The organism is Micromonospora sp. KLBMP9576, assembly GCF_050941805.1.
Classification (GTDB): domain Bacteria; phylum Actinomycetota; class Actinomycetes; order Mycobacteriales; family Micromonosporaceae; genus Micromonospora.
The window spans coordinates 4747071-4767267 of the sequence record NZ_CP194567.1; the positions used below are offsets into that span (position 1 = coordinate 4747071).

The 20197-nt window shown below is 73.7% G+C and carries 21 protein-coding genes, 1 other RNA gene and 1 pseudogene; 3 read left to right on the forward strand and 20 right to left on the reverse strand.

Annotated features, from left to right (window positions below):
* Positions 1 to 38: 38 nt before the first annotated feature.
* The 3 genes from ACQ452_RS20735 to ACQ452_RS20745 all read right to left on the reverse strand — a co-directional run bounded on the left by ACQ452_RS20735 (position 39) and on the right by ACQ452_RS20745 (position 2712).
* Complete coding sequence (locus tag ACQ452_RS20735) at positions 39 to 1472, reverse strand: RNB domain-containing ribonuclease (protein WP_433386781.1); 1434 nt, start codon at positions 1470 to 1472, stop codon at positions 39 to 41.
* 66 nt (positions 1473 to 1538) lie between these two features.
* Positions 1539 to 2432 (reverse strand): histone, encoded by an 894-nt coding sequence (locus ACQ452_RS20740; protein WP_433386782.1) that lies wholly within the window; start codon positions 2430 to 2432, stop codon positions 1539 to 1541.
* Positions 2433 to 2508: 76 nt separating this feature from the next.
* Positions 2509 to 2712, reverse strand: coding sequence for a hypothetical protein (locus ACQ452_RS20745; protein WP_433386783.1), 204 nt, complete (start codon positions 2710 to 2712; stop codon positions 2509 to 2511).
* 190 nt (positions 2713 to 2902) lie between these two features.
* On the opposite strand from ACQ452_RS20745, the gene ACQ452_RS20750 reads away from it, so the two are divergent.
* Positions 2903 to 3346, forward strand: a complete 444-nt coding sequence (locus ACQ452_RS20750) for a hypothetical protein (protein WP_433386784.1) — start codon at positions 2903 to 2905, stop codon at positions 3344 to 3346.
* A gap of 76 nt (positions 3347 to 3422) precedes the next feature.
* A complete protein-coding gene (locus ACQ452_RS20755; protein ID WP_433386785.1) occupies positions 3423 to 4259 on the forward strand; it encodes a nucleotidyltransferase domain-containing protein in 837 nt (278 codons plus the stop codon).
* A gap of 70 nt (positions 4260 to 4329) precedes the next feature.
* Here ACQ452_RS20755 and ACQ452_RS20760 read toward each other — a convergent pair whose 3' ends face one another.
* The 7 genes from ACQ452_RS20760 to rnpB all read right to left on the reverse strand — a co-directional run bounded on the left by ACQ452_RS20760 (position 4330) and on the right by rnpB (position 10518).
* Complete coding sequence (locus ACQ452_RS20760; RefSeq protein ID WP_433386786.1) at positions 4330 to 5304, reverse strand: hypothetical protein; 975 nt, start codon at positions 5302 to 5304, stop codon at positions 4330 to 4332.
* A complete protein-coding gene (locus ACQ452_RS20765) occupies positions 5298 to 5630 on the reverse strand; it encodes a PadR family transcriptional regulator (protein ID WP_433386787.1) in 333 nt (110 codons plus the stop codon). The genes ACQ452_RS20760 and ACQ452_RS20765 overlap by 7 nt, the downstream gene beginning before the upstream one ends.
* 65 nt (positions 5631 to 5695) lie before the next feature.
* Positions 5696 to 6562 (reverse strand): AraC family transcriptional regulator, encoded by an 867-nt coding sequence (locus tag ACQ452_RS20770; protein ID WP_433394285.1) that lies wholly within the window; start codon positions 6560 to 6562, stop codon positions 5696 to 5698.
* 117 nt (positions 6563 to 6679) lie between these two features.
* Positions 6680 to 7630, reverse strand: a complete 951-nt coding sequence (locus ACQ452_RS20775; protein ID WP_433386788.1) for a DUF4034 domain-containing protein — start codon at positions 7628 to 7630, stop codon at positions 6680 to 6682.
* Positions 7631 to 7763: 133 nt separating this feature from the next.
* The gene (locus tag ACQ452_RS20780; protein WP_433386789.1) at positions 7764 to 8051 is read right to left on the reverse strand and encodes a hypothetical protein; all 288 of its coding nucleotides are present in this window, start codon (positions 8049 to 8051) and stop codon (positions 7764 to 7766) included.
* 259 nt (positions 8052 to 8310) lie between these two features.
* On the reverse strand, positions 8311 to 9858 hold the full coding sequence (locus tag ACQ452_RS20785; RefSeq protein ID WP_433386790.1) for a hypothetical protein: 1548 nt from the start codon (positions 9856 to 9858) through the stop codon (positions 8311 to 8313).
* A gap of 242 nt (positions 9859 to 10100) precedes the next feature.
* Positions 10101 to 10518: RNase P RNA component class A (gene rnpB / locus ACQ452_RS20790), an RNA gene on the reverse strand.
* Positions 10519 to 10665: 147 nt separating this feature from the next.
* Between rnpB and ACQ452_RS20795 the strand changes: the two genes are divergently transcribed.
* Positions 10666 to 11427, forward strand: coding sequence for a sulfite exporter TauE/SafE family protein (locus tag ACQ452_RS20795; protein ID WP_433386791.1), 762 nt, complete (start codon positions 10666 to 10668; stop codon positions 11425 to 11427).
* A 75-nt stretch (positions 11428 to 11502) separates the two neighbouring features.
* Here ACQ452_RS20795 and ACQ452_RS20800 read toward each other — a convergent pair whose 3' ends face one another.
* From ACQ452_RS20800 to ACQ452_RS20845, 10 genes and pseudogenes are all read right to left on the reverse strand, one after another.
* Positions 11503 to 11961 (reverse strand): hypothetical protein, encoded by a 459-nt coding sequence (locus tag ACQ452_RS20800; RefSeq protein WP_433386792.1) that lies wholly within the window; start codon positions 11959 to 11961, stop codon positions 11503 to 11505.
* A 143-nt stretch (positions 11962 to 12104) separates the two neighbouring features.
* On the reverse strand, positions 12105 to 13763 hold the full coding sequence (mctP, locus tag ACQ452_RS20805; protein WP_433394287.1) for a monocarboxylate uptake permease MctP: 1659 nt from the start codon (positions 13761 to 13763) through the stop codon (positions 12105 to 12107).
* A 118-nt stretch (positions 13764 to 13881) separates the two neighbouring features.
* A complete protein-coding gene (locus ACQ452_RS20810; protein ID WP_433386793.1) occupies positions 13882 to 14124 on the reverse strand; it encodes a DUF3311 domain-containing protein in 243 nt (80 codons plus the stop codon).
* Between the two features lie 210 nt (positions 14125 to 14334).
* Positions 14335 to 14481 (reverse strand): annotated as a pseudogene (locus tag ACQ452_RS20815) (IS5 family transposase); the annotation flags it as partial.
* A 35-nt stretch (positions 14482 to 14516) separates the two neighbouring features.
* On the reverse strand, positions 14517 to 15098 hold the full coding sequence (locus ACQ452_RS20820; protein ID WP_433386794.1) for a DinB family protein: 582 nt from the start codon (positions 15096 to 15098) through the stop codon (positions 14517 to 14519).
* A gap of 176 nt (positions 15099 to 15274) precedes the next feature.
* The gene (locus ACQ452_RS20825) at positions 15275 to 16495 is read right to left on the reverse strand and encodes a bifunctional RNase H/acid phosphatase (protein WP_433386795.1); all 1221 of its coding nucleotides are present in this window, start codon (positions 16493 to 16495) and stop codon (positions 15275 to 15277) included.
* 3 nt (positions 16496 to 16498) lie between these two features.
* On the reverse strand, positions 16499 to 17236 hold the full coding sequence (locus ACQ452_RS20830) for a zinc ribbon domain-containing protein (RefSeq protein WP_433386796.1): 738 nt from the start codon (positions 17234 to 17236) through the stop codon (positions 16499 to 16501).
* Positions 17233 to 18099 (reverse strand): Nif3-like dinuclear metal center hexameric protein, encoded by an 867-nt coding sequence (locus ACQ452_RS20835; RefSeq protein ID WP_433386797.1) that lies wholly within the window; start codon positions 18097 to 18099, stop codon positions 17233 to 17235. Before ACQ452_RS20835 ends, ACQ452_RS20830 begins: the two co-directional genes overlap by 4 nt.
* Before the next feature lie 85 nt (positions 18100 to 18184).
* A complete protein-coding gene (locus ACQ452_RS20840) occupies positions 18185 to 18775 on the reverse strand; it encodes a flavoprotein (RefSeq protein WP_433386798.1) in 591 nt (196 codons plus the stop codon).
* Between the two features lie 16 nt (positions 18776 to 18791).
* Positions 18792 to 20021 (reverse strand): helix-turn-helix domain-containing protein, encoded by a 1230-nt coding sequence (locus tag ACQ452_RS20845; protein WP_433386799.1) that lies wholly within the window; start codon positions 20019 to 20021, stop codon positions 18792 to 18794.
* Between the last annotated feature and the right edge of the window lie 176 nt (positions 20022 to 20197).

Sequence of the window (20197 nt, forward strand, 5' to 3'; positions counted from 1 at the left end):
CGAACCGCAGACGGCGAACGGCCGGGCAGGCGGCGGGGTCAGGCCCGCTCGAAGGCCACCGCGCGGGTGACCGGGTCGGCGGTCACCAGCCGTACCCGGACCCGCTCGCCCAGCGGCAGCTCGCCGAGGCAGCGGGCGCGCACCGGCGGGTCGTCCAGCGCGACGGTGCCGCCGGGCGGGCGGCCCGGGCGGGAGCGGCCGTTCGGGGGCGCGTCGACGTCCAGCACCGCCGCGTCGAAGCTCTCCCCCACCCGGTGCTGGAGCAGCACCGCCTCGGCCAGTTCGATGGCGCCCCGGCTGGCCGCCGAGGCGGCCCGGTCGGTGCTGGCCATCACGTCGGGCAGCCGGGGCAGCGCCGCGCGGGCCCAGTCGGGCACCGGCCGGCTCTCGTGCAGGGCCAGGCAGACCTCCGTGGCGTACCGGTCGGCCAGCCGCCGCAGCGGCGCGGTGACATGGGCGTACGCGGCCGCGACCCCGCCGTGCTCGCGCTGCTCGGGCGGCCCGCCGTCGAAGGCCGTGTACGCCGCGCCGCGCATCAGCTCGGCGGCCTGGTCGACGAAGGCGGCGGCCCGGGGTTGTGACGGGTCCAGGCCGGCGATCACCTCGCCGGGGCCGGCCCCGTCCGGCCAGTGCACGCCCAGCGGGGCGGCGGCGGCCCGCAGCCGCGTCACCGCCTCGGGTTTCGGCGCCGGCATCGTCCGCAGCAGCCCGATCCCCCCGGCCAGCATGATGTCGGCGGCGGCCATCCCGGTCAGCAGCGAGATCTGGGCGTTGTGTTCCTCCATCGGCGCCGGCCCGCGCAGCACCAGCCGCCAGCCGTCGCCGTCGGCCTCCAGGTCCTGTTCGGGCAGCGGCAGGTTGATCGCTCCCCGGCGCAGCCCACGGGCGGTGAGCAGAGCACCGATCTCGGGCAGCAGGGCGATCGGGTCGGGCAGCCGCCCGGCGTCGGCGGCGGCCTGCACGCCGACGTAGTCCAGCTTGGCCCGGCTGCGCACCAGCGCGCGGCAGAGCGTCACCCCGACGGTGCCGCCGTCGGCGTCCAGGTCGACGGTCCACACGACGGCGGCCCGGTCGACGTCCGGCAGGAGACTCGCCGCGCCCTCGCTGAGGGTCTCCGGATGCAACGGCACGGTGCCGTCGGGCAGGTAGACGGTCTGCCCGCGCCGCCACGTCTCCTCCTCGAGCGCGCCGCCGGGGCGGACGTGCGCGGCGACGTCGGCGATGGCGTACGACACCCGGTAGCCGCCGCCGGCGCGGCGGGCGAGGTGCATCGCCTGGTCGAGGTCGCGCGAGCCGGCGGGGTCGACGGTGACGAACGGCACGTCGGTGCGGTCGGCGGCGGGCCGGGGCGGCGCGGACGCCGCCTCGTCCGCCTCGCGCTGCGCCGCGGCCGGGAAAGCCTCGGGCAGCCCCAGTTCGCGGCGCAGCGCGCCGAAGTCGATGCGGGGGGCGAGTACGCGTCGGATCACCACGGGGTCGATCCTGACAGTGTGGCGGATGATCCGCCTGCCGGCGAGCATCCGGCCCGGCGGCGGTTGTCAGCCGGTCGCCCGACGCGAGGTGGCCCGTACCCCCTTGGGAGCGGTGGCGCGGGCGGCGGCCGTCGGCGCGGGCGCCTTGCGGGCGGTGGCCTTCCTGGCGGGGGCCTTGACGGCTGTCGTCTTCTTCGCCGGCGCCTTCTTCGCCGCCGCCTTGCGGGTGGTGGCCGAGGAGGTCGCGGTGGCCTTTTTGGCGGGGGCCTTCGTCGCGGCGGCCTTGCGGGCGCCACCGGTGGGCCGGGTCGCGGCCGCCTTCCTGGCCGGCGTCGCCTTCTTGGCGGGCGTCGTCTTCTTCGCGGGGGCCTTCGTCGCCGCCGACGTGGTCTTCGTCGTGGCCTTCCGGGCCGCCGAGGTGGCCTTCTTCGCCGCCGACGTGGCCTTCGGCGCCACGGTCTTCTTCGCCGGGGCCTGCTTCGCCGCCGTGCTGGCCTTCCTGGCCGGGGCGGTGGCCTTCCTGGCCGTGGTGGCGGCCACCGCCGCCGCCTGCCGGGCGGGCGTCCTCGCCGAGGTCTTCTTCTTCGCCGCCGGGCTCTTGGCGGCCACCGTCGTCCGCTTCGCCGCGGCGGGCGCCTTCTTCGCGGCGGTGGCGGCCGTGCGCTTCGCCGCGGCCGTCGTCTTCTTCGCCGCGGTGGCGGCCCCGGTCGCCGTCTTCTTCGCGGGCGCCTTCTTCGCCGTGCTCTGCCGCGCGGGCGCCTTCGTGGCGGTGGCCTTCTTCGCCGGGGCCCGGCCCGCACCGCCCGCCGCCTTCTTCGCCGGGGCCTTCTTCGCCGCCGTGCCCGGGGCCGACCCGCGCGCGGTACGCGCCGTGCCCGCGGTCCGCTCCGCCGCGGCGGTCTTCCTGGCGGTCGTGCGTCCGGCGGCCGGGCGGGTGGTGGCCTGCTGTGCTTCGGCCATCTTGGTTCCCTTCCTGGGGAGGTGCTCTCGCCCTCGCGGAGCACCACGTACCTCGGCACGGGCCATCCCGCGCCGCCTATCTGCCCTCCCCGGACCAGCGGGCGTCCTCGGCCTCCCACGCGTCGTTGCGCTCCCGCACCGTCTGCAGGGCGTTCTCCGCGTCGGCGGCCGAGGCGTACGGCCCCAGAACGTGCCTGGCGGGGCACACGTCGGCGTCGGTCTCGACCCGGTGGTGCCGGGTACACCAGTAGAAGTGCGCACCGCTTTCGCTGTCGCTCATGGGATCACTGTGCACCGCCGACCACCCGGCCGCCACCGGAACACGACAAGTCGTCGATGTTCTCCACAGTAGACGTGCTTCCGCCGGCAGGGGCGGGAACTGCGAAAACAGGCCCTGCGGGATCCCCGGGGCGCCCCGTCGTCCCGGAACGGGGCAGCCGCGGGACACCCCTGTGCCGCACAATCCCCGGGTGCGACACGGGGGTGGGATTTCGGTACGGCTGCGGCGCGGGCTGGCGGTGGCGCTGCTGACGATCGTGCTGGCGGGAATCGGGGCGGCCGTCGGGCTGCCGCTGCTGCGGGAGCGGTCGCAGCAGCGGCTGGAGCAGCGGGCCGAGCGGGAGGTGACCGCCACCGCGCAACTCGCCCGCGCGCGGGTGCTCGCCGACCCGGCGGCCGGGGAGCCGACGCTGCGGCAGGCCGCCGACGCGGTGGACGGGGTCGAGGTGCTGACCGTCGACAGCGGCGGGCCACGTTCGGAGCCGACCGTACGGCTGGTCCTGCGCGTCCGGGTCAGCAAGACGGCGGCGTCCGTCTTCGGCTGGCAGCGGGCCGACTCGGCGGCGTGCTTCGCGCTGGCCGTGCCGCCCGACGCCGACCCGGCCGCCCTCGAACGGCTGTCGTGCCCCGACTGACCCGGCCGGCCGCCCTACGGCCCCCGCGCGGCAGCCGACCCCCGCGCGACGGCCGGCGGTCGCGCCGCGCGGGCAGATGACCGGGCCCGATGCGCCCCTGCGCCGCTACCTCGGCGACCTGGTCGCCGCCGCCCGCGACGTCCTCGGCGTCGACCTCGTCGGGGCGTACGCGGCCGGCTCGGTCGGGTTGGGCGCGTACCAGCCGGGGCGCAGCGACGTCGACGTCGCGCTGGTCTGCGCCGACGCCCTCGACCTCGCCCGCAGGCGGGAGCTGGTGGCGCGGCTGCGGCACGAGGCGCTGCCCTGCCCGGCGCGCGGACTGGAACTGGTCGTCTACCGCCGGGCGGTCGCCCGCTCCGGCACGCCGGAACCCGGCTTCGAGGTCGAGCTGAACACCGGGGCGCGGATGCCGTTCCGGGCGACGTGGGCCGCCGCCGACCGACCCGCCGAGGACGGCAGGTTCTGGTACGGCCTGGACCGCAGCATCCTGCACCAGTGCGGGTACGCCCTGCTCGGGCCGCCGGCCGCCGAGGCCTTCGCCGACCTCTCCCCCGCCGACCTGCGCCGCCTGCTGACCGACGCGCTGCGCTGGTGGCTGGCCCTGCCGACCCCGCCCGGCGACGGTCCCGCCCCGGGGGCCGAGGACGCGGTGCTCGGCGCCTGCCGCTCCCTGGTCAGGCTCCGCCACGGCATCTGGCTGTCGAAGGTCGACGCCGGCCGCCGGCTGCTCGCCGACAGCCGGCCGGCCGACGCGACCGACGGCGACGCGGCTGCCGACCCGACCGGCGGCGGGGCCGCCAACCTGATCGAACGGTCGATCGCGGCGCGGGCCGGCGGGCCGCCGCCGGGCGGTCCCGAGGCCCGCGCCTTCCAACGGCGCGTCCTGGACGAGATCCGCGCTGCGGCGGTGTGACCTGCGGCCCGGGCCGGGCCGGGGTTTGGCAGCGGCCGGCCGCGACCGGTCGCCCCGCCTCGCGGTCGGGTCAGGACGGACGGACGACCGGTTCGGGGACGGCGTGGTCGGCGGCCGGCTCCGGCCGGCCTCGGGCGGCCCGGATCGCCCAGGCCAGCGCGTAGGGAGTGCAGGCGAGGTAGAGCAGGGGCTCCAGGAGGACCGCGTCGGTGATCAGGAAAATCTCCTGTTCGGTCGGTCCGGGCAGGCCGAGCGCCGAGTCGGTGTAGCAGGCGAGGAGCCACAGCGGGGCGAAGGTGGGGTCCACGCCCTCCGGCACCCCGTAGACGACGGTCCCCGTGCCCGCCGGAACGTGGCTCAACACGGCGACGACCGTCGCCAGGTCGGCCACGACGATCGCGCCGAGCACGCCGACGCACCACGCGAGCCGAACCCGGCCGCGCCCGGCCAGCCTGGTCGTCACCCGTAGGACCAGGGCCAGCCCGGCGAGCCAGAGCACCAGCCCGGGCGCGACGCGGGCCAGCGCGTCGGCGTCCCCGATCACGGCTCGCCCGGCCGCCGCGAGGGTCAGCGCGACGGGAACCACGATGCCGAAGGACACGCGCCAGCCTCCGGCGGGCGCGCCGCCGCGAGCCAGCCGTTCCGCGCACACGGCCAGCCCCACCGCTCCGCAGAGGGTCAGTACGGTGGCGATCGGCAGTTGCAGGTCGAACGCCCACCCGACCCGCCAGCTCAGCCACTCGACCACGACGTTCATCGCGAACAGGCTGACGAGCACCACCCCGACGCAAGCCGACGGGGCGAGCAGCAGCGGAAGGGTCGTCCGGAGCAGTCGGCGGGCGATCGGCGCGTGGTCGGGGGCATCGACGCCGGAGCGGCGTACGGCCAGGCTGGCGGCGAAGCGCAACATCCGCACCCGCTGTCCCCGCTCGGCGAGGACCTGCAGCTCGGCGGCCCACTCCCGGCCAAGCTCGGCACGGAGCTCGATCGGCCAGCGGCGCCGCGCGACCGCGAGCAGCATCGCGGCCACGCGTCGGCTCACCATGCCGGCGCCCCGGTGGGCTCGATGCCGCCCCCGGACGGGCGGGGGTCGGGGGCCAGGGCCCGCAGCTCGGCCAGTGCGCGCCGGGCGGCGGCCACCCCCTCCGCCGTCAGCCGGTAGTAGCGTCGCGCCGGCCGGCCCACGCTGGACGGGTCGACGGCCTCCCACTCGGCGGTGAGCCACCCGGCCGACCGGAGCCGGTGCAGCACCGGGTAGAGGGTGCCGCTGGGCAGGCCCGTCATGGCGATCAGGTCCAGGCCGTAGCGCTCGACGTCCGGTTCGGTCAGCAGCGCGGCGAGCACCCGCGCGACCGGGATGGTGATGCGCACGGCCGGACTATATCGAAACCCTACATAGGGTGGGGGGCCCGCCAATTTCGGCGGGCCCCCCGGTGTCAGTCGGTCACGGGCTCCACCGGGATCCAGAGTTCGGCGTCCGCCTGCGTGCCGTCCGCCGACAGCCGGGTACGCGAGATCTCCGGTCCCGGCCGGCTGCGGTACGGGTTGGACGGGAACCACTGGGTGAACACGTCCCGCCACAGGTACTGCACCGCCTGCGGGAACGCCCCGGCGGTCTCGAAGACCGCCCAGGCGCCCGCCGGCACAGCCAACGCGTCCAGGTCCTCCGGCACGTCCGCGCCGGTCACCACGGCGTGCCAGTAGTCCAGCTCGGTACCCTCCGCGCGCCCGTCGGCCACGTCGGCGCTGACGTTGACGATGCCCTGCGGCTCCTGGTCGGACAGGGCCCCGATCCGGCGTGCCGTCTCGGTGTCGAGGCCCTTGACGAAGGCGGCGATCGCGGGGTTCATCCCCTCGTGCCGCAGCGGTACGCGGGCCGTGCGGCCCACCAGGTGGAACCCGTCCTTCCGCACGATCCGGTACCGCATGCTGCTGCTCCCCTCGACGACGAGCCGAAAGGACATCCGGGGCTGGGAGCGCAACGCCGCCCCCGTACGCCGGGCCTCGCCGGGGCCCACACCGTGCACGGCGTGGAACGCCCGGGCGAACGCCTCGGTGGAGCCGTAGCCGTAGCGGACCGCGACGTCGAGCAGCGTCCGCTCCCCCGCGAGCACCTCCGCGCCCGCGACCGTGAGCCGCCGCCGCCGGATGTACTCGGACAGGCCGACGCCCGCCAGCGCGGAGAAGAGCCGCCGGAGGTGGTATTCCGACGTCACCGCGATCCGTGCCAGCTCGGTCACCTCGATCGGTTGATCGAGGTGCCGCTCGATGTGCTCCATGGCCTCGTTGAGCCGCTCCAGCACCCGCTGCTCCTCCCCTGTCACCGCCGCAACGCTAGGCGCGCGGGGGCCGCCCGACCCGACATGCTGTGCCCGGACAGGTCGGATCGGCCGGCGGGCGACAGCACGGCGGCCGGGTCCTCACGCCGCCACCGGCAGGTCGCGGTTGGCATACGCCTTGCGGCGGGCCAGGCGGAACCGCAGGCGGGCCGGGCCGAGAACGTAGTGCCAGTCGTCGGTGACCCGGTTGCCGAGGCCATCGAAGACCCTGGCCGCCGACGGCCAGTCCCGGGCCACGCTGAACGCGAGTGCGAACGAGTTCCACGCCCTCGGCCAGCCGATGCTGTGGCGGTGGTCGGCGTGCCAGATCGACCGCTCGGCGGCGGCGCGCAGCTCCGCCCGCACCTCGGGAGCACGCATGTAGTTCCAGACCTCCTCGCCACCGGAGCTGACCCACCGCTCCGAGTGGGCGAGCGCGACGAGGACGGGCAGGAGGCTGCCGGCCGGTGCCGTTCTCGTGGCGGATCGGGCGAACACGAACATCTCTTCGTGGCTACCGAACCACTTGCGGCACCTGTACTGCAGCATGTGCGCGTGCGCGACGGTGTTGAACGGCGCGTGCCGGGTGGCGCCGACGAACCGTCGCTGCGCCTCGCCCCGGTCGGCCCGTGAGCCGCGTGCCGACTTCACCAGGAAGGTCCATGGCGCGGGATCGTCCTCATCGTCGGCCACCACCTCCCACAACGTCCGCTCGACGAGTGCGAGCCGGCGGTGGAACTCCTCGAACTGCGACTGCCGGGTCAGCTTGGCGACGCGGGCCCCCCGGGCCTCCCAGGCCCATCTGACGCCTGCCGCCCCCTGCACCAGTGCCGGCAACCTGTCGTGCGACTCCGCGGCCACCCAGCCGCTGGCCAGCGCGTACGCGTTCGGCAGGTATGCGAACCCGTCGATCAGCGCGATGCGCTCGTCGCCGGGGGTCGCGTCGACCACCCGTCGCGCCTCGGCCCAGTTCCGGCTGCGCAGTGCCCTGTGCAGGGCGTGCACGGTGGGGTCTCCCGCAGCCGGGTCCCACCTCAGTCCCATTGACCACATGCCGGCATCGTAGGAGCACCGCCGGCACGTCAGACACGGAGGAGAGGGCAGGGTCCGCGTCGGGCGCCGGCGCCCGGGAGCCGGCCCCGACGTGGTCTGGGACATGAGCTTCAGGAGGGGGTCGGTCTCCTGGTCAGAAGGGGGGCGCGTCCTCGCCCATCAGCGCCAGCACGACGCCGCCCTTACCGCTCTTGAGGCCCTGGACGACGACCCGACCGGTGCTGCCGTCGGGCAACTCCAACGTGAAGGTCTTCCCGACCGCGTTCTTGGGACCACTGCCGGCACTGTTGGCGGGCCGGAAGTCACCCGCCCACGGCGGCGTACCACCCCTACGGGCGGGCTCGGCGAAGAGCGCGGCGGTGCCAGGGGTCCTGGTGCCGTCCGAGGAAAGAAGCACTGAGGCGCTGCGATAGGTAGCCATATGCGCCAAGGCTATCCCGGACCACACTCCTTCGCGCCACCACACACCAGCAGCCACGAAAAGCGACCTCGGCGACCCGGCCGGCGAACGTCGGCGGGCAGGAGGGCGCCGGGGTAGCCGCGCTCATCTCGCAGCGGCGCTGCGACAACTCCGCGTGGAGCCGGACGCCGCCGGTGGGCGGGGGCCGGGTGCGCGGTAAGGGGTGCGTACGGCGGCCGTCGACGCGGGTGCGCAACGGCCGCCGTACCGTCTGGGTCGGTCAGCCCGTGTTGCCGCTGGCCCAGACGGGCTCCGCGTCGCTGTTTCGGTAGAGGACCAGGTTGCCGTCCTCCTGTAGCCAGAGCGTGGTGGGGCCGTGCCCCCCGGTCCGGCTGGACCAGGTGACTGTTCCGTCGGCCCGGTGGAGCGCCAGGTTGCCGTCGGAGCCGTTGACCAGCCGCACGCCGTCGCGGGTGTTGCTCGCCCAGAGCGCGGTGGCTGTGCTTCTGCGGTAGAGGACCAGGTTGCCGTCGGCCTGCAACCAGAGCTCGAAGCGGTCGTCGAGGGAGCGCAGCCCGGCCCAGCGGCGCAGGGTCTGCCCGGTGCGCAGATCAGCCGGTACGGCGTCGGAGAGCTTGACCGAGAGATCGCTGAAGATCGGCTCCTTGGGGCTGAAGTCGCGGGTCACCACCCCGAAGTTGCACTCCGGATTGGCCGGGTCGACGCAGGCGTCACGGTAGGAGTAGACGAAGAACGGTCCCGTGTAGCTCAGTGCCCGCCACATGTGCACCGCCTGGACCAGGTGGTCCCGGAGCGTCTCCCGGCTCAGCCCCGTCGCCCCCGAAGTGGGGTAGCCGAACTCGGTGCCCCAGATCTTCTTCGCCCCGGCACCGTTTTTGAGCATGACCGAGCGCAGGTAGGCGAGTTCCCCACAGGGCGGGTTCTCGCTGGGCGGACCGAAGAGGTTCCACCAGCGGTTGACGCATTCCGGCGCGGCCGGGCCCAGACCTGAGTTCCATGCCGGGTACGGGTGGTGCGCCACCGCGTCGAAGTACGGGCCGTACCCGTTGCGATAGGCCCAGTCCAGCCAGAACGCCGACTCGTTCGGGTTGCCGGTGCCGGTGACCGGGGAGCCGTTGCCCGAGGCGCCAGCGAGCACCACACAGTCCTGGCAGGCGGCGTGGATCCGGGGGTAGGCGAGCCGGACCAACTGCCAGTAGCGGGTCTTCCGGTCGGTGGCGTAGTTGCCGAAGCCCTCATAGTCGCCGGTGCGCCCGTTGTTGGGCTCGTTCCAGACCTCGTAGGCGTGCACCCGACCGGCGAAGCGCCGCACAGTCGCGTCGACGATCGCGGTCCAGTCGGTGTCGTCGGTGGGGAACCACTTGTCGGTGCTGTTCCCGCCGTTGGCCCAGGGCGGCGCGTAGGCGAGCACCAGCAGCACCCGGATGCCCCGGGCCCTGGCGGCGTCCACCACCGGATCGAGCCGGTCCCAGCGCAGCGCGCAGGTGCGGCACGGCTGCACGTACCACCAGTCGAGGTCGACGCGGATCATCGGCGAACGGCCGGGCAGGTAGGCGACCATGTCGTCCAGCCGGCGGGTCAGATCGGCGTCGAGCAGACCACTGCCCTCGGCGAAGCCGACGTCGAACGGGCCGTATGTGGTCGCGACCGGCAGCGTGGCCGGCAGCCGCCCGGCAGGGCCGGTGGCAGCGGTCGGAACGGTCAGGCCCCCGAGCACGAACATGAGCAGGGCGAGTACGGCCGCCGGCAGCCAACGGACCGACCGTCCGTTCCGGGCCGGCGACGTACCGACTGGATCAGTCAGCATGCAAGATCCCCCGTTCCGCCGCCCCGGCAACCGACCGTCGCGACGGTGGGCGGCTCTGCGAGGAAGTATCACCCCACGACATCGATCTCCACCGACCCGACGAGCCTGCCACCTACCGCCCGGCCCCAAGCTCAGGCGCCAGCAGGGCGTCAACCGTCGGGCAAAGTTGACCAAGAACCCCCATCGACGCCCGCACATGGAAACAGCTCAGAGCCTTATCGCGGCTCTGAGCTGGTGGGCGACGGACGAGTCGACCTGTACGCCGGATTCTGTGACCGGCACGTGCCCCGAGGGGTTCGCGCCGGCGGCGGCCATCCATCTAGGCCTGCCGTTGCCGGCAGGCTCAAGCGGCCTACCCGCAGACATCGGGCGGGCAGCCCTCAAGCGTCTGCGCGGGGTCGTCACCTTTGCTGATGACGGCCCTTACTTGGCCTTGCTCCGGGTGGGGTTTACCGAGCCACCCCGGTCACCCGGGGTGCTGGTGGGCTCTTACCCCACCGTTTCACCCTTACCGTCCCCGATGGGGTCGGCGGTCTGTTTTCTGTGGCACTGTCCCGCGGGTCGCCCCGGGTTGCCGTTAGCAACCACCCTGCCCTGTGGAGTCCGGACGTTCCTCGGCGGCGGGCCGGAGCCCGCCGACGCGACCGCCCGGTCGACTCGTCCGTCGCGTACCCATCCTAACGACGCCATGGGCGCGGCTATTGCCGCCCCGGGGCCGGTGCCGGGCGCGCACGTCAGCGGGCGGTGTGTCCGCCACGCCGCACCGGCAGCCGCTCCGCCCGGGGCGCGTACTAGCCTCTGGTGACCATGGATGTCTCCGACGCCGCGCTGCTGCTCGCCGCCGGTCTCGCCGCGGGCACCGTCAACGCGGTGGCTGGCGGGGGGTCGCTCATCACGTTCCCGGCGATGATCGCGGTGGGCCTGCCGCCGGTGCCGGCCAACGTGAGCAATTCGGTGGCGGTCTTCCCGGGGTACGTGGCGAGTGTGGCGGGCAGCCGGCAGGATCTGCCGCCCCGGCGGGCGTTGGCCACGCTGGTGCCCACCACGATCGTCGGCGCGATCGCCGGCACGCTGCTGCTGCTGGCCACCCCGGCCCGGGCGTTCGAGCTGGTGGTGCCCTTCCTGGTGCTCGGGGCGACGGCGGTGCTGGCGTTCCAGGATCCGCTGCGCCGGCTGGTCGGGCATCCCCGCGACCTGCCGGCCCGCCGCCGTACCGTCACCGTGCAGGCCATGGTCGCCGTCGGCGCGGTGTACGGCGGCTATTTCGGCGCGGCGCTCGGGGTGATGCTGGTCGCGGGCCTGGCCCTGGTGCTGGACGCGACGCTGGCCCGGGTGAGCGCGATCAAGAACCTGCTCTCCGCGTTGGTCGGGCTGACCACGCTTGTGGTGTTCGCGCTGTTCGGGCCGGTGAACTGGGCGGCCGTCGCGGTGGTCGCGCCGGCGACGCTGGTCGGCGGGTACGCGGGCGCGCGGCTGGTCCGCCGGCTGCCGCCGGTGGTGCTGAAGGTGCTGATCGTGGTCTTCGGCACGGCGATCGGCCTCTACCTGCTGTGGCGCGCGGTGCGCTGAGCCCGTGCCGGCCGGGCCGGGTCAGGTGGCGTCGCCTCGGGGCGGGAGGGCGCATCCGTGGGACGGGTGCGGGGTTCAGCCGCGACCGCACCAGGCACGAGCCGGCGCGGTGCGGACCAGGAGCCCGCTGACCAGCAACGCCAGCACCGTCAGCAGCCCGCCAGCAGCCGCCGCGACGAACGCCGGATCGACCGGCGGCGTGATCAGCGACCCGGGGCTCGGCCCGAGGAGCAGCATGATGCCGGCCCCGCCGAGGACGGCGACGGCGACCGGCGCGGCGAACCTGTGCACCACCCGCCACGCCAGCGGGCCGCCGTGCCAGAGCCCCCGGAGCACGGCTACGGCCGCCACCGTGCAACAGGCCAGGGCCAGCCAGTTTCCCGCGCCACCGACCGCACCGAGCAGCACGATGTCGACCGCGAGGGCGTACGCCCACCAGAGCGCGAGCAGCGACACGCTCACCACGATGCTGGCCGGCCGCCGCGTCGGGCCCCGCCCGGCGGGCTGCGGGCGGTCCGGCGGCTCGTTGGTCATCGCCGGATCCTATGCGCGCCGCCCCGGCGGGGCGAGGCGGCTTCGCGCCCGCTCCGGTGGGCGCAGCGCCGAGCCGGCCCCGGCCTGCCGGTGCGGGGAAGGGCCCCCGCACGTCGAACCGCGATGGGCGGGGGCCCTTCCTGTCACGCGGCCGGTTCCGGGGTGGCGGCGTCGGCGGCGCGGCGCGGGCCGGGTACGACGCGGGGGTCACCCTCGTCGGCGAAGTAGTCGTCCGACGTGGTGCCGTCGCCGCCGTCGCGTACCTTCGCGGCGCGCAGCGCCAGCGTCAGCAGGGCCGCGACCGCGAGGTTGACCAGTACCGCCACGATCCCGACGTAGATCGTCTTCGAGGTGTCGAAGCCGAAGTCCGACAGCGGGAACGCCGAGCCGCCGAAGTGCTTGCGGCCGGTGGCGGCGTTCGGGATCTGGTAGAGCATCCACATGCCCAGCCCCATGCCCGCGACCCAGCCGCCGATCAGGGCGTCCCGGTGGAACCAGCGGGTGTAGAGGCCGAGGGCGACCGCCGGCAGCGTCTGAAGGATGATCACACCGCCGATGAGCTGGAGGTCGATGGAGAACTGCGGGTCGAGGAAGACGATGCAGGCCACCGCGCCGACCTTCACCACCAGCGAGGTGATCTTGGAGACGGTGGCCTCCTGCGCCGGGCTGGCGTCCCGCTTCAGGTACTCCTTGTAGATGTTGCGGGTGAACAGGTTCGCCGCCGCGATCGACATGATCGCCGCCGGCACCAGCGCGCCGATGCCGATGGCCGCGTACGCGACGCCCGCGAACCAGTCGGGGAACTGCTGGTCGAACAGGACGGGGACCACCGTGTTGTTGTCCACGCTCCCCGGTGACGACCCCGGCAGCGGCTTCACCCCGGCCGCGATGGCCATGAAGCCGAGCAGCGCGATCAGCCCCAGCAACAGGCTGTACGCGGGCAGCGCCGACATGTTCCGCTTGATCACGGAGCGGTTCCGGCTGGCCAGCACGCCGGTGATGCTGTGCGGATACAGAAACAGCGCCAGCGCCGAGCCGAACGCCAGCGTGACGTACTGGAGCTGGTTGTTGGTGTTCAGCAGCACCCCGTCGTTGGGGTTGGGCGACGCGTCGAACTTCGCCTCCGCGGCGTCGAAGATCTCCCCCCAACCACCCAGCTTGTACGGCAGGTACAGCACCGCCACCAGGATCACGATGTAGATGAGCGTGTCCTTGACGAACGCGATCAGCGCCGGCGCGCGCAGCCCCGACTGGTAGGTGTACGCGGCCAGGATCGCGAACGCGATGATGATCGGCAGGTGCCGGGCCAGGGCGCTCTCGCCGGTGACCCCCATGGTCTTGAGTACCGCCTCGATGCCGACCAGTTGCAGCGCGATGTACGGCATCGTGGCGACGATGCCGGTGATCGCGATGAGCAGGGCCAGCACCGGCGAGTCGAAGCGGGTGCGGACGAAGTCCGCCGGGGTGACGAACCCGTGCCGGTGCGAGACCGACCAGAGCCGGCACAGCACCAGGAACACCAGCGGATAGACGACGATCGTGTACGGCACGGCGAAGAAGCCGGCCGCGCCGGCCCCGAACATCAGCGCCGGCACCGCCACGAAGGTGTACGCGGTGTAGAGGTCGCCGCCGACCAGGAACCAGGTGATCCAGCCGCCGAAGTTGCGCCCGCCCAGCCCCCACTCGTCGAGGTGGGCCATGTCCTTCGGGGCCCGCCACCGGGCCGCCACGAACCCCATGCCGCTGACCAGCAGGAAGAGCACCGAGAAGACGATGATCTCGGTGAGGTGGTCGCGCCACATCACCGCACCACCTTCGTACGCGACTGCGGGGCTCGCAGGCCCGGCTCACTCCTCGCGCTCACCGACGACACCTTCGTTCGCGACTGCGGGGCTCGCAGGCCCGGCTCACTCCTCGCGCTCACCGGCCACCCCGCTTCTTCGTCATCCGGTACACGAACGTCGTCGTGGTCACGCCGAGCAGGATGTAGGTGAGCTGGAGCCAGTAGAAGCGCGGGAAGCCGAGCAGCCGGGGCGAGTCGGCGTTGAAGAACACCGGGACCAGGGGCACCAGGATGGGGAGGAAGAGCAACCAGTTCCAGGGGCTGTGGTCCTTCGCCCTGGTGCGCGCCACGGTCGGCGCCTCCGGTTCGGGTTCGGCCATTGCGACAAACCTTCCCGTGTCATAGATCGACATTGGTGGACGGCCGGAGGCTACGACCCTGTGACCCCGGTCACCTTCGATGGAGGCCTGACGCTGCGCCGAACGGCCGGCGACGTGCGCCGGACGGCGGTCACCGCGAACGTCGCCCGGTGGCGGGCGCGGGCACGGCGGAAGGCGGCGGGCGCGGGGCACGGCGTGTTCATGAACCGGTCAGAGCCACTCAGTGATGATCGTGATGGTCAGGACGGCGTGGAAGCGGACTGCCAGTCTCTTGTAGCGGGTGGCGACGCCGCGGTGGCGTTTGAGTCTGTTGATGCCGTTCTCGACGACGTGGCGTAGCTGGTGGAGGCCCTTGTCGGCAGAGCCAGAACAGCCACTGCCCGCCGGTCAGGTCAGGCCGCCTGGTCAGCCGACCTGGCGGCCTGCTCGATCTTCGCGCAGTAGGCTGCACGGGCTTCCCCGTCGATCTGGCTCTCGTGTTCGGCGCGCAACCCGGTCCGGCCGTCGAGGCCCTCGCGCAGGATATCGGCGTGCCCGGCATGCCGGATGGACTCGCCGAGGACATGGACCATGATGGCGAACAGGTTCGTGTCGGCATAAGGCTCCGGCCACCACGGCACGTGGCCGGGGGCGTCGAGGGGAAGCGAGTTGATCGTCGCGTCCGAGTGCTCCCACATGCGCCGGTAGAACGCGATGATCTGATCGCGGGTCTCGTCCTCGGTCGCCCACAGATCGCTGCCGTTGGAGTCCTGCCACCGGGGCAGCGGTTCCGGGGAAGGGCGGTCGAAGACCTCGCCGAAGTACCTGGCCTCGACGGTGGCCACGTGTTTGACCAGGCCGAGGAGGTTGGTCCCGGTCGCTGTCAAAGGCCGGCGGGCGTCGTATTCGGACAAGCCGTCGAGTTTCCAGAGCAGCGCCTTGCGGTCCCGCCGCAGTCTCCCGTGCAGGTTGGCTTTCGCGAAATCATCGATCACGCGGCATGAGCCTGCCATGGGCTACTCGCGGTCTCAAGATCCCCTACGGAATCCGCAACGACCGGCAGAGCCGAGGCCTGGCCATGGCCACCGCCCTGACCTGCTACAAGAAGCTCGCGAGCCCGCCGGCGGGAGGTGGCGGGCGCGGGGGTCGGACGACGGGCTGCCGCCGAGGGTCAGCCGACCCCGTCCAGGTGCGCGGTGTCGTTGACCGAGCGCACCGCGACGCCGCCGTCGGGCCACGTGTCGAGCACCGAGATGCCGGCCGGGTCCAGGAACAGCCGGTGCAGGAAACCGTCACCGGCCGCGAGCGCGTCGCGCAGCACCAGCTTGATCGGCGAGACGTGCGAGACCACCACCACGGTCTCCCCGGGGTACGCGCGGCACAGCCCGTCGACCGCGCGCCGGCAGCGCTCGGCGACGGCGGCGAACGACTCGCCGCCCGGCGGGGCCACCCGGGCCGAGGCGAGCCACGCGTCCATCTCCCCCGGCCACTGCTCGCGGACCTCGGCGAAGGTACGCCCCTCCCAGTCCCCGAAGTCGCACTCCACGAGGTCGTCCTCGCGGCGCACCGGCGCACCGCCGAGCGCGCCGGCGATCGCCTCGGCGGTCGCCGTACAACGGGACAGGGGTGAGCTGACCACGGCCGCGACGGTCGGGGCCAGCGCGGCCACCCGGGCGGCCGCGGCCCGGGCCTGGCCGAGGCCGCGCTCCGACAGGGGCACGTCGCCCCGGCCGGAGTAGCGGCGCTGCGCCGTGTACGCGGTCTCGCCGTGCCGGACCAGGATCAGCCGGGTCGCGGCGAAACTCGGCCGCGGCTCCCAGGAGGCGGGCGCGGTGGCCGGGTCGGTGCCGGTGCTCGTCGACGCGGCGCGGGCGGCCACCTCACGGGCCCGCGCCCGCGCCGGCGAGTCCGGGCCGGCGACTTCGCGCGGCGGCTCCGCGACACGCGGCGGCGCGACGGCGGCCTGGGCCGGGGAACGGCCGGCGGCGGCGTCCATGGCGGCGTTGGCGAGGGCGTCGGCGTGTCGGTTGCGCTCGCGCGGGATCCAGTGGAACCGGACGGCGGTGAAGCGGCTCACCAGCCCGGCGGCCTGCGCGGCGAGCGGGCGCAGCCCGGGGTGCTTGATCTGCCAGCGGCCGCACATCTGCTCGACCACGAGCTTCGAGTCCATCCGCGCGTCGACCTCGGCGGCGCCCAGTTCGGCGGCGGCCTCCAGCGCGGCGATCAGCCCCCGGTACTCGGCGACGTTGTTGGTGGCGACGCCGATCGACTCGCTCCGCTCGGCCAGCACCTCACCGGTGTCGGGGTCGCGGACGACCGCGCCGTAGCCGGCCGGGCCGGGGTTGCCCCGGGAACCACCGTCCGCCTCGGCGACGACCACGCGCGGCGCCACGGGCTACAGGCCGGACTCGTTGGTGCGGACCATGATCCGCCGGCAGTCCTCGCAGCGGACGACCTCGTCCGGGGCGGCCTTGCGGATCCGGGCCACGTCGGCGCCGGAGAGCTCCAGGCGGCAGCCGCCGCAGCGACCGGCGGTGAGCAGCGCCGCGCCGAGCCCGGTGTCCGAACGGATCTTGTCGTACAGGCCCACCAGGTCGGCCGGGAGGTCGCCCGCGAGCGGCTGGCGGGCGCCGCGCTTGAACTCCTCCTCCTTGGCGATCTCGGCGAGACTCTCGTCGCGGCGCAACTCGACGGCGGCGCGCTTCTCCCGCACCTCCGCGAGCCGCTTCTCGACGTCGTCCAGGACAGCCTGTGCGGTTTCCCGCTGCTCCATCAGCTCCAGCTCGGCGTCCTCCAGGTCGCCCTGGCGGCGGTTGAGCGAGACCAGTTCGTGCTGCAGGGCCTCCAGCTCCCGGGCCGGGCCGCTGCCGGCGGCGAGCCGGGCCTCGTTCTTGGCCTTGCGGACCCGCACCTGCTCGACGTCCTTCTCCTGTCGGGCGATGTCCCGGTCCAGGTCGTCGACCGCCACCTGGGCGCGTACCCGCTGGTCCTCCAGCGCGGACAACTCCCGCGCCAACGCGTCCAGCTCGACCCGCTCGGGCAGGGCGCGGCGGCGGTGGGCGAGCTGGGCGAGGGCGGTGTCGATCGCCTGAAGGTCGAGCAGGCGGCGCTGGACCTGGGGGTCAGCCTTCACGGTCGGGGCTCCTTGTCGTCCACCGCGGGTGGGGCGGCGTGTACGGTCCACGGGTCGGTGTCCCGGTCGGACACCAGCGTCTCGACACCCGTCGCCTCCCGCAGGAGGGCGGCCAGGTCGTCCAGCCACGGTCGTTCCGTCGCCCAGTGGGCGGCGTCGAGCAGGGCCGGGCCGTCGGCGGCCAGGTGCTCGCCGGCCGGGTGGTGGCGCAGGTCGGCGGTGAGGAACGCGTCCACCCCGGCCGCGGTCGCGTCGGCGAGGAAACCGTCCCCCGCGCCGCCGCTGACCGCGAGGGTACGAACCATACGCCCGGGATCCCCGGCGGCGCGAACTCCCCACGCGGTGGCGGGCAGCACGGCGGCGGCGTGCCGGGTCAGCTCCGCCAGGGTCATCGGCTCCGGCAGCTCGCCGATCCGCCCGATCCCCCGCCCCCCGCCGGAGGCGGGCGCACCGGGTGCGGGGCGGTGCAGCGGGCGCAGCCCGGTCAGCCCGAACCGGGCGGCGAGGGCGTCGGACACCCCCGGGTCGGCCACGTCGGCGTTGGTGTGTGCCACGTACAACGCCACGTCGGCCTTGATCAGCCGGTGGACGATCCGGCCCTTGAAGGTCGTGGGGGCCACCGAGGAGACGCCCCGCAGCAGCAGCGGATGATGGGCGACGATCATTTCGACGCCGGCGTCGAGTGCCTCGGTGACCGTTTCCGGCAGCACGTCGACCACGCAGAGCACCCGGCGCACCGGGGCGCACGGCTCGCCGAGCACCAGCCCGACGCGGTCCCACTCCTCGGCCCAGGCCGGCGGATACCGCCGCTCCAACTCGGCGACCACGTCGGCGACGGTGGGTGAAACTGCGTTGGTGCTCACGGCGGGCCAGCTTACCGGCGCGGGCCGTGGCGGGAGGCGTCGCCCACCGACGCCACGGCACGCTGAAGTGGGAGAGGCGCCCCTGCTAACGCACGGCCTCGGCAAGGGTCCCGTCCGCGCACCGGTCCCGCAGGGCGGCGAGGCCCGCGGCCCACGGGAAGGCGTGCAGGTGCCGCTCGCCGGTGCCGGGTGGGTGCAACGGGACCACGTGCTCGCCGAAGAGCACCGTGACACCCCACTCGGCGAGCCGGGCGATGCCGGCCCGGAAGGCCGGGTGGGCCGCCATCGCCGCGTTCGTGTACGGCACCGCCACCACCGGCACGCCCAGGCCCTGCGCCTCCACCAGCAGCCCCAGGGCCAGCGTGTCGGTGATCCCGGCCGCCCACTTGTTGACGGTGTTGACCGTCGCCGGGCAGACGAGCATCGCGTCGGCCTGCGGCAGCACGTCGACATCGCCCGGGTTCTTGTAGTGGGTGCGCACCGGATGGCCGGTCTGCCGGGCCAGCGCGGCCCGGTCGACGAACTTCGCGCCGTCCGGTGTGGTCACCACGCAGACGTCCCAGCCGTCCTCGTGGGCCAGCTCGACGAGCCGGCCGACGTGGCGGGCCAGCGGCGAACCGCAGGCGATGACGTAGAGCACCTGGTGGCGCTCGCTGCTCTGCTGCGGGCCGGTCAACAGGCCGGCTCCGCGCTCATACCCCTACTCCCATGTGCTCAGCCAACTCCGCAATCGGAGAAGGCGGCGCACCACGTGTGCGACGCAGGATCTCCGCCATCACCTCGTGGGAGATCGGCCGGCAGCGGATCTCCGACGGGGCGAGCCGGTCACCGCGCAGCAGCATCTCGCCGGCGTTGGCGACGTCGCCGATCTGGGCGTAGCCCCGGGCGATGTCGAGCAGGTGGTGGGCCCGGCGTTCGGGCAGCAACGCGTTGAACGCCGGCTCCAGGATCTTGTACCGGTGCACCTCCACGGCCCGGCCGCCGTCGCCCAGCTCCACCGCCGCCGCCGCCCGGTGCAGTTCCAGGTTGGTCGGCCCGAACGACGTCCAGTAGTGGTTATGGTCGCCGTCGAGCAGGATGGCCGCCTCCTGCGCGAGGCCGATCAGGTCGTCGACCGTGGCGGCGTCGCCGAGCCGGGCGGCGGCCATCGCGCCCTGCAACAGCAGCATCCCGTAGACCGACAGGAGGGCCGGGGACGCCTCGTTGCCGCCGCCGGGGGCGAGCTGGTTGGCGATCCTGACGTTGAGCTCGAGCGCGGGCCGCGGCCGACCCATCGCCACCAGCGCGTTGCAGACCCGGGTGGTGGCGATGCCGGCCAGCAACGGATCGTCGGCGCGCTGGGAGACCGCCATCGAGCGGTCGGCGGCCAGCCAGGCCAGCTCGCACTCGCCCAGCTTGCGCAGCACCGACGAGGCGATCTGGTAGACCTGCCCCAGCAGGTGGGCCGCCTCGCGGGCCTGGTCGTTGCCGTAACCCGCGTCGGCGGCCTGGGCGTCGCGCAGCAGCTTCGGCAGCGCCCGGATGAGCATCGCGTGGCGGCCGTACTGGTAGGTGAGCCAGGCGTGGTTGACGGCCTTGCGCATGTCGGCCAGCGGCGGCGGGCACGGCGCGGCGCTGAAGTACGCGCTCATCGAGTCGTACCGCTCCAGGGCCGCCCGGATCTCCTCCACCTCGACCTGGTCGATGCAGTTCAACGCGTCCGTACGCCGTTCCGGATCCTTGCCGACCAGCAGTTGCACGTCGACCTGGAGGATGTCGGCGATCTCGTAGAGGACGGAGAACTTGTCGAGCCGGCGCACCCCGCGCTCGACCTTGTCCACCCAGCTCTTCGACTTACCCAGCCGATCGGCGAAGACCTGCTGCGACATCTTGCGCCGCCCGCGCCAGTAGGCCACCCGCCGCCCGATGGGCAACTCGTCCATCTACCCGTCCCTCCCCTGGCCGCTCCGGCCTGCGTGCCAACCGGTCGTCCCGGGTGCGGCGCTCGTACGTCTCAGATTTTCGCTGGTCGCACAGCATGTACGTCACCCGTGCGGTCAGTCCTCATAGTTTTCGTGCAACTTGCATCAGCCGTTCGTCAACTCAACGATCGCGGGTT

Excerpts from the sequence above, each read along its gene's own strand:
- ACQ452_RS20740 (WP_433386782.1), bottom strand. The coding sequence starts at position 2,432 with ATGGCCGAAGCACAGCAGGCCACCACCCGCCCGGCCGCCGGACGCACG.
- ACQ452_RS20745 (WP_433386783.1), bottom strand. The coding sequence starts at position 2,712 with ATGAGCGACAGCGAAAGCGGTGCGCACTTCTACTGGTGTACCCGGCAC.
- ACQ452_RS20755 (WP_433386785.1), top strand. The coding sequence starts at position 3,423 with ATGACCGGGCCCGATGCGCCCCTGCGCCGCTACCTCGGCGACCTGGTC.
- ACQ452_RS20760 (WP_433386786.1), bottom strand. The coding sequence starts at position 5,304 with ATGGTGAGCCGACGCGTGGCCGCGATGCTGCTCGCGGTCGCGCGGCGC.
- ACQ452_RS20775 (WP_433386788.1), bottom strand. The coding sequence starts at position 7,630 with ATGTGGTCAATGGGACTGAGGTGGGACCCGGCTGCGGGAGACCCCACC.
- ACQ452_RS20780 (WP_433386789.1), bottom strand. The coding sequence starts at position 8,051 with ATGGCTACCTATCGCAGCGCCTCAGTGCTTCTTTCCTCGGACGGCACC.
- ACQ452_RS20785 (WP_433386790.1), bottom strand. The coding sequence starts at position 9,858 with ATGCTGACTGATCCAGTCGGTACGTCGCCGGCCCGGAACGGACGGTCG.
- ACQ452_RS20795 (WP_433386791.1), top strand. The coding sequence starts at position 10,666 with ATGGATGTCTCCGACGCCGCGCTGCTGCTCGCCGCCGGTCTCGCCGCG.
- ACQ452_RS20800 (WP_433386792.1), bottom strand. The coding sequence starts at position 11,961 with ATGACCAACGAGCCGCCGGACCGCCCGCAGCCCGCCGGGCGGGGCCCG.
- mctP (WP_433394287.1), bottom strand. The coding sequence starts at position 13,763 with ATGTGGCGCGACCACCTCACCGAGATCATCGTCTTCTCGGTGCTCTTC.
- ACQ452_RS20810 (WP_433386793.1), bottom strand. The coding sequence starts at position 14,124 with ATGGCCGAACCCGAACCGGAGGCGCCGACCGTGGCGCGCACCAGGGCG.
- ACQ452_RS20845 (WP_433386799.1), bottom strand. The coding sequence starts at position 20,021 with ATGGACGAGTTGCCCATCGGGCGGCGGGTGGCCTACTGGCGCGGGCGG.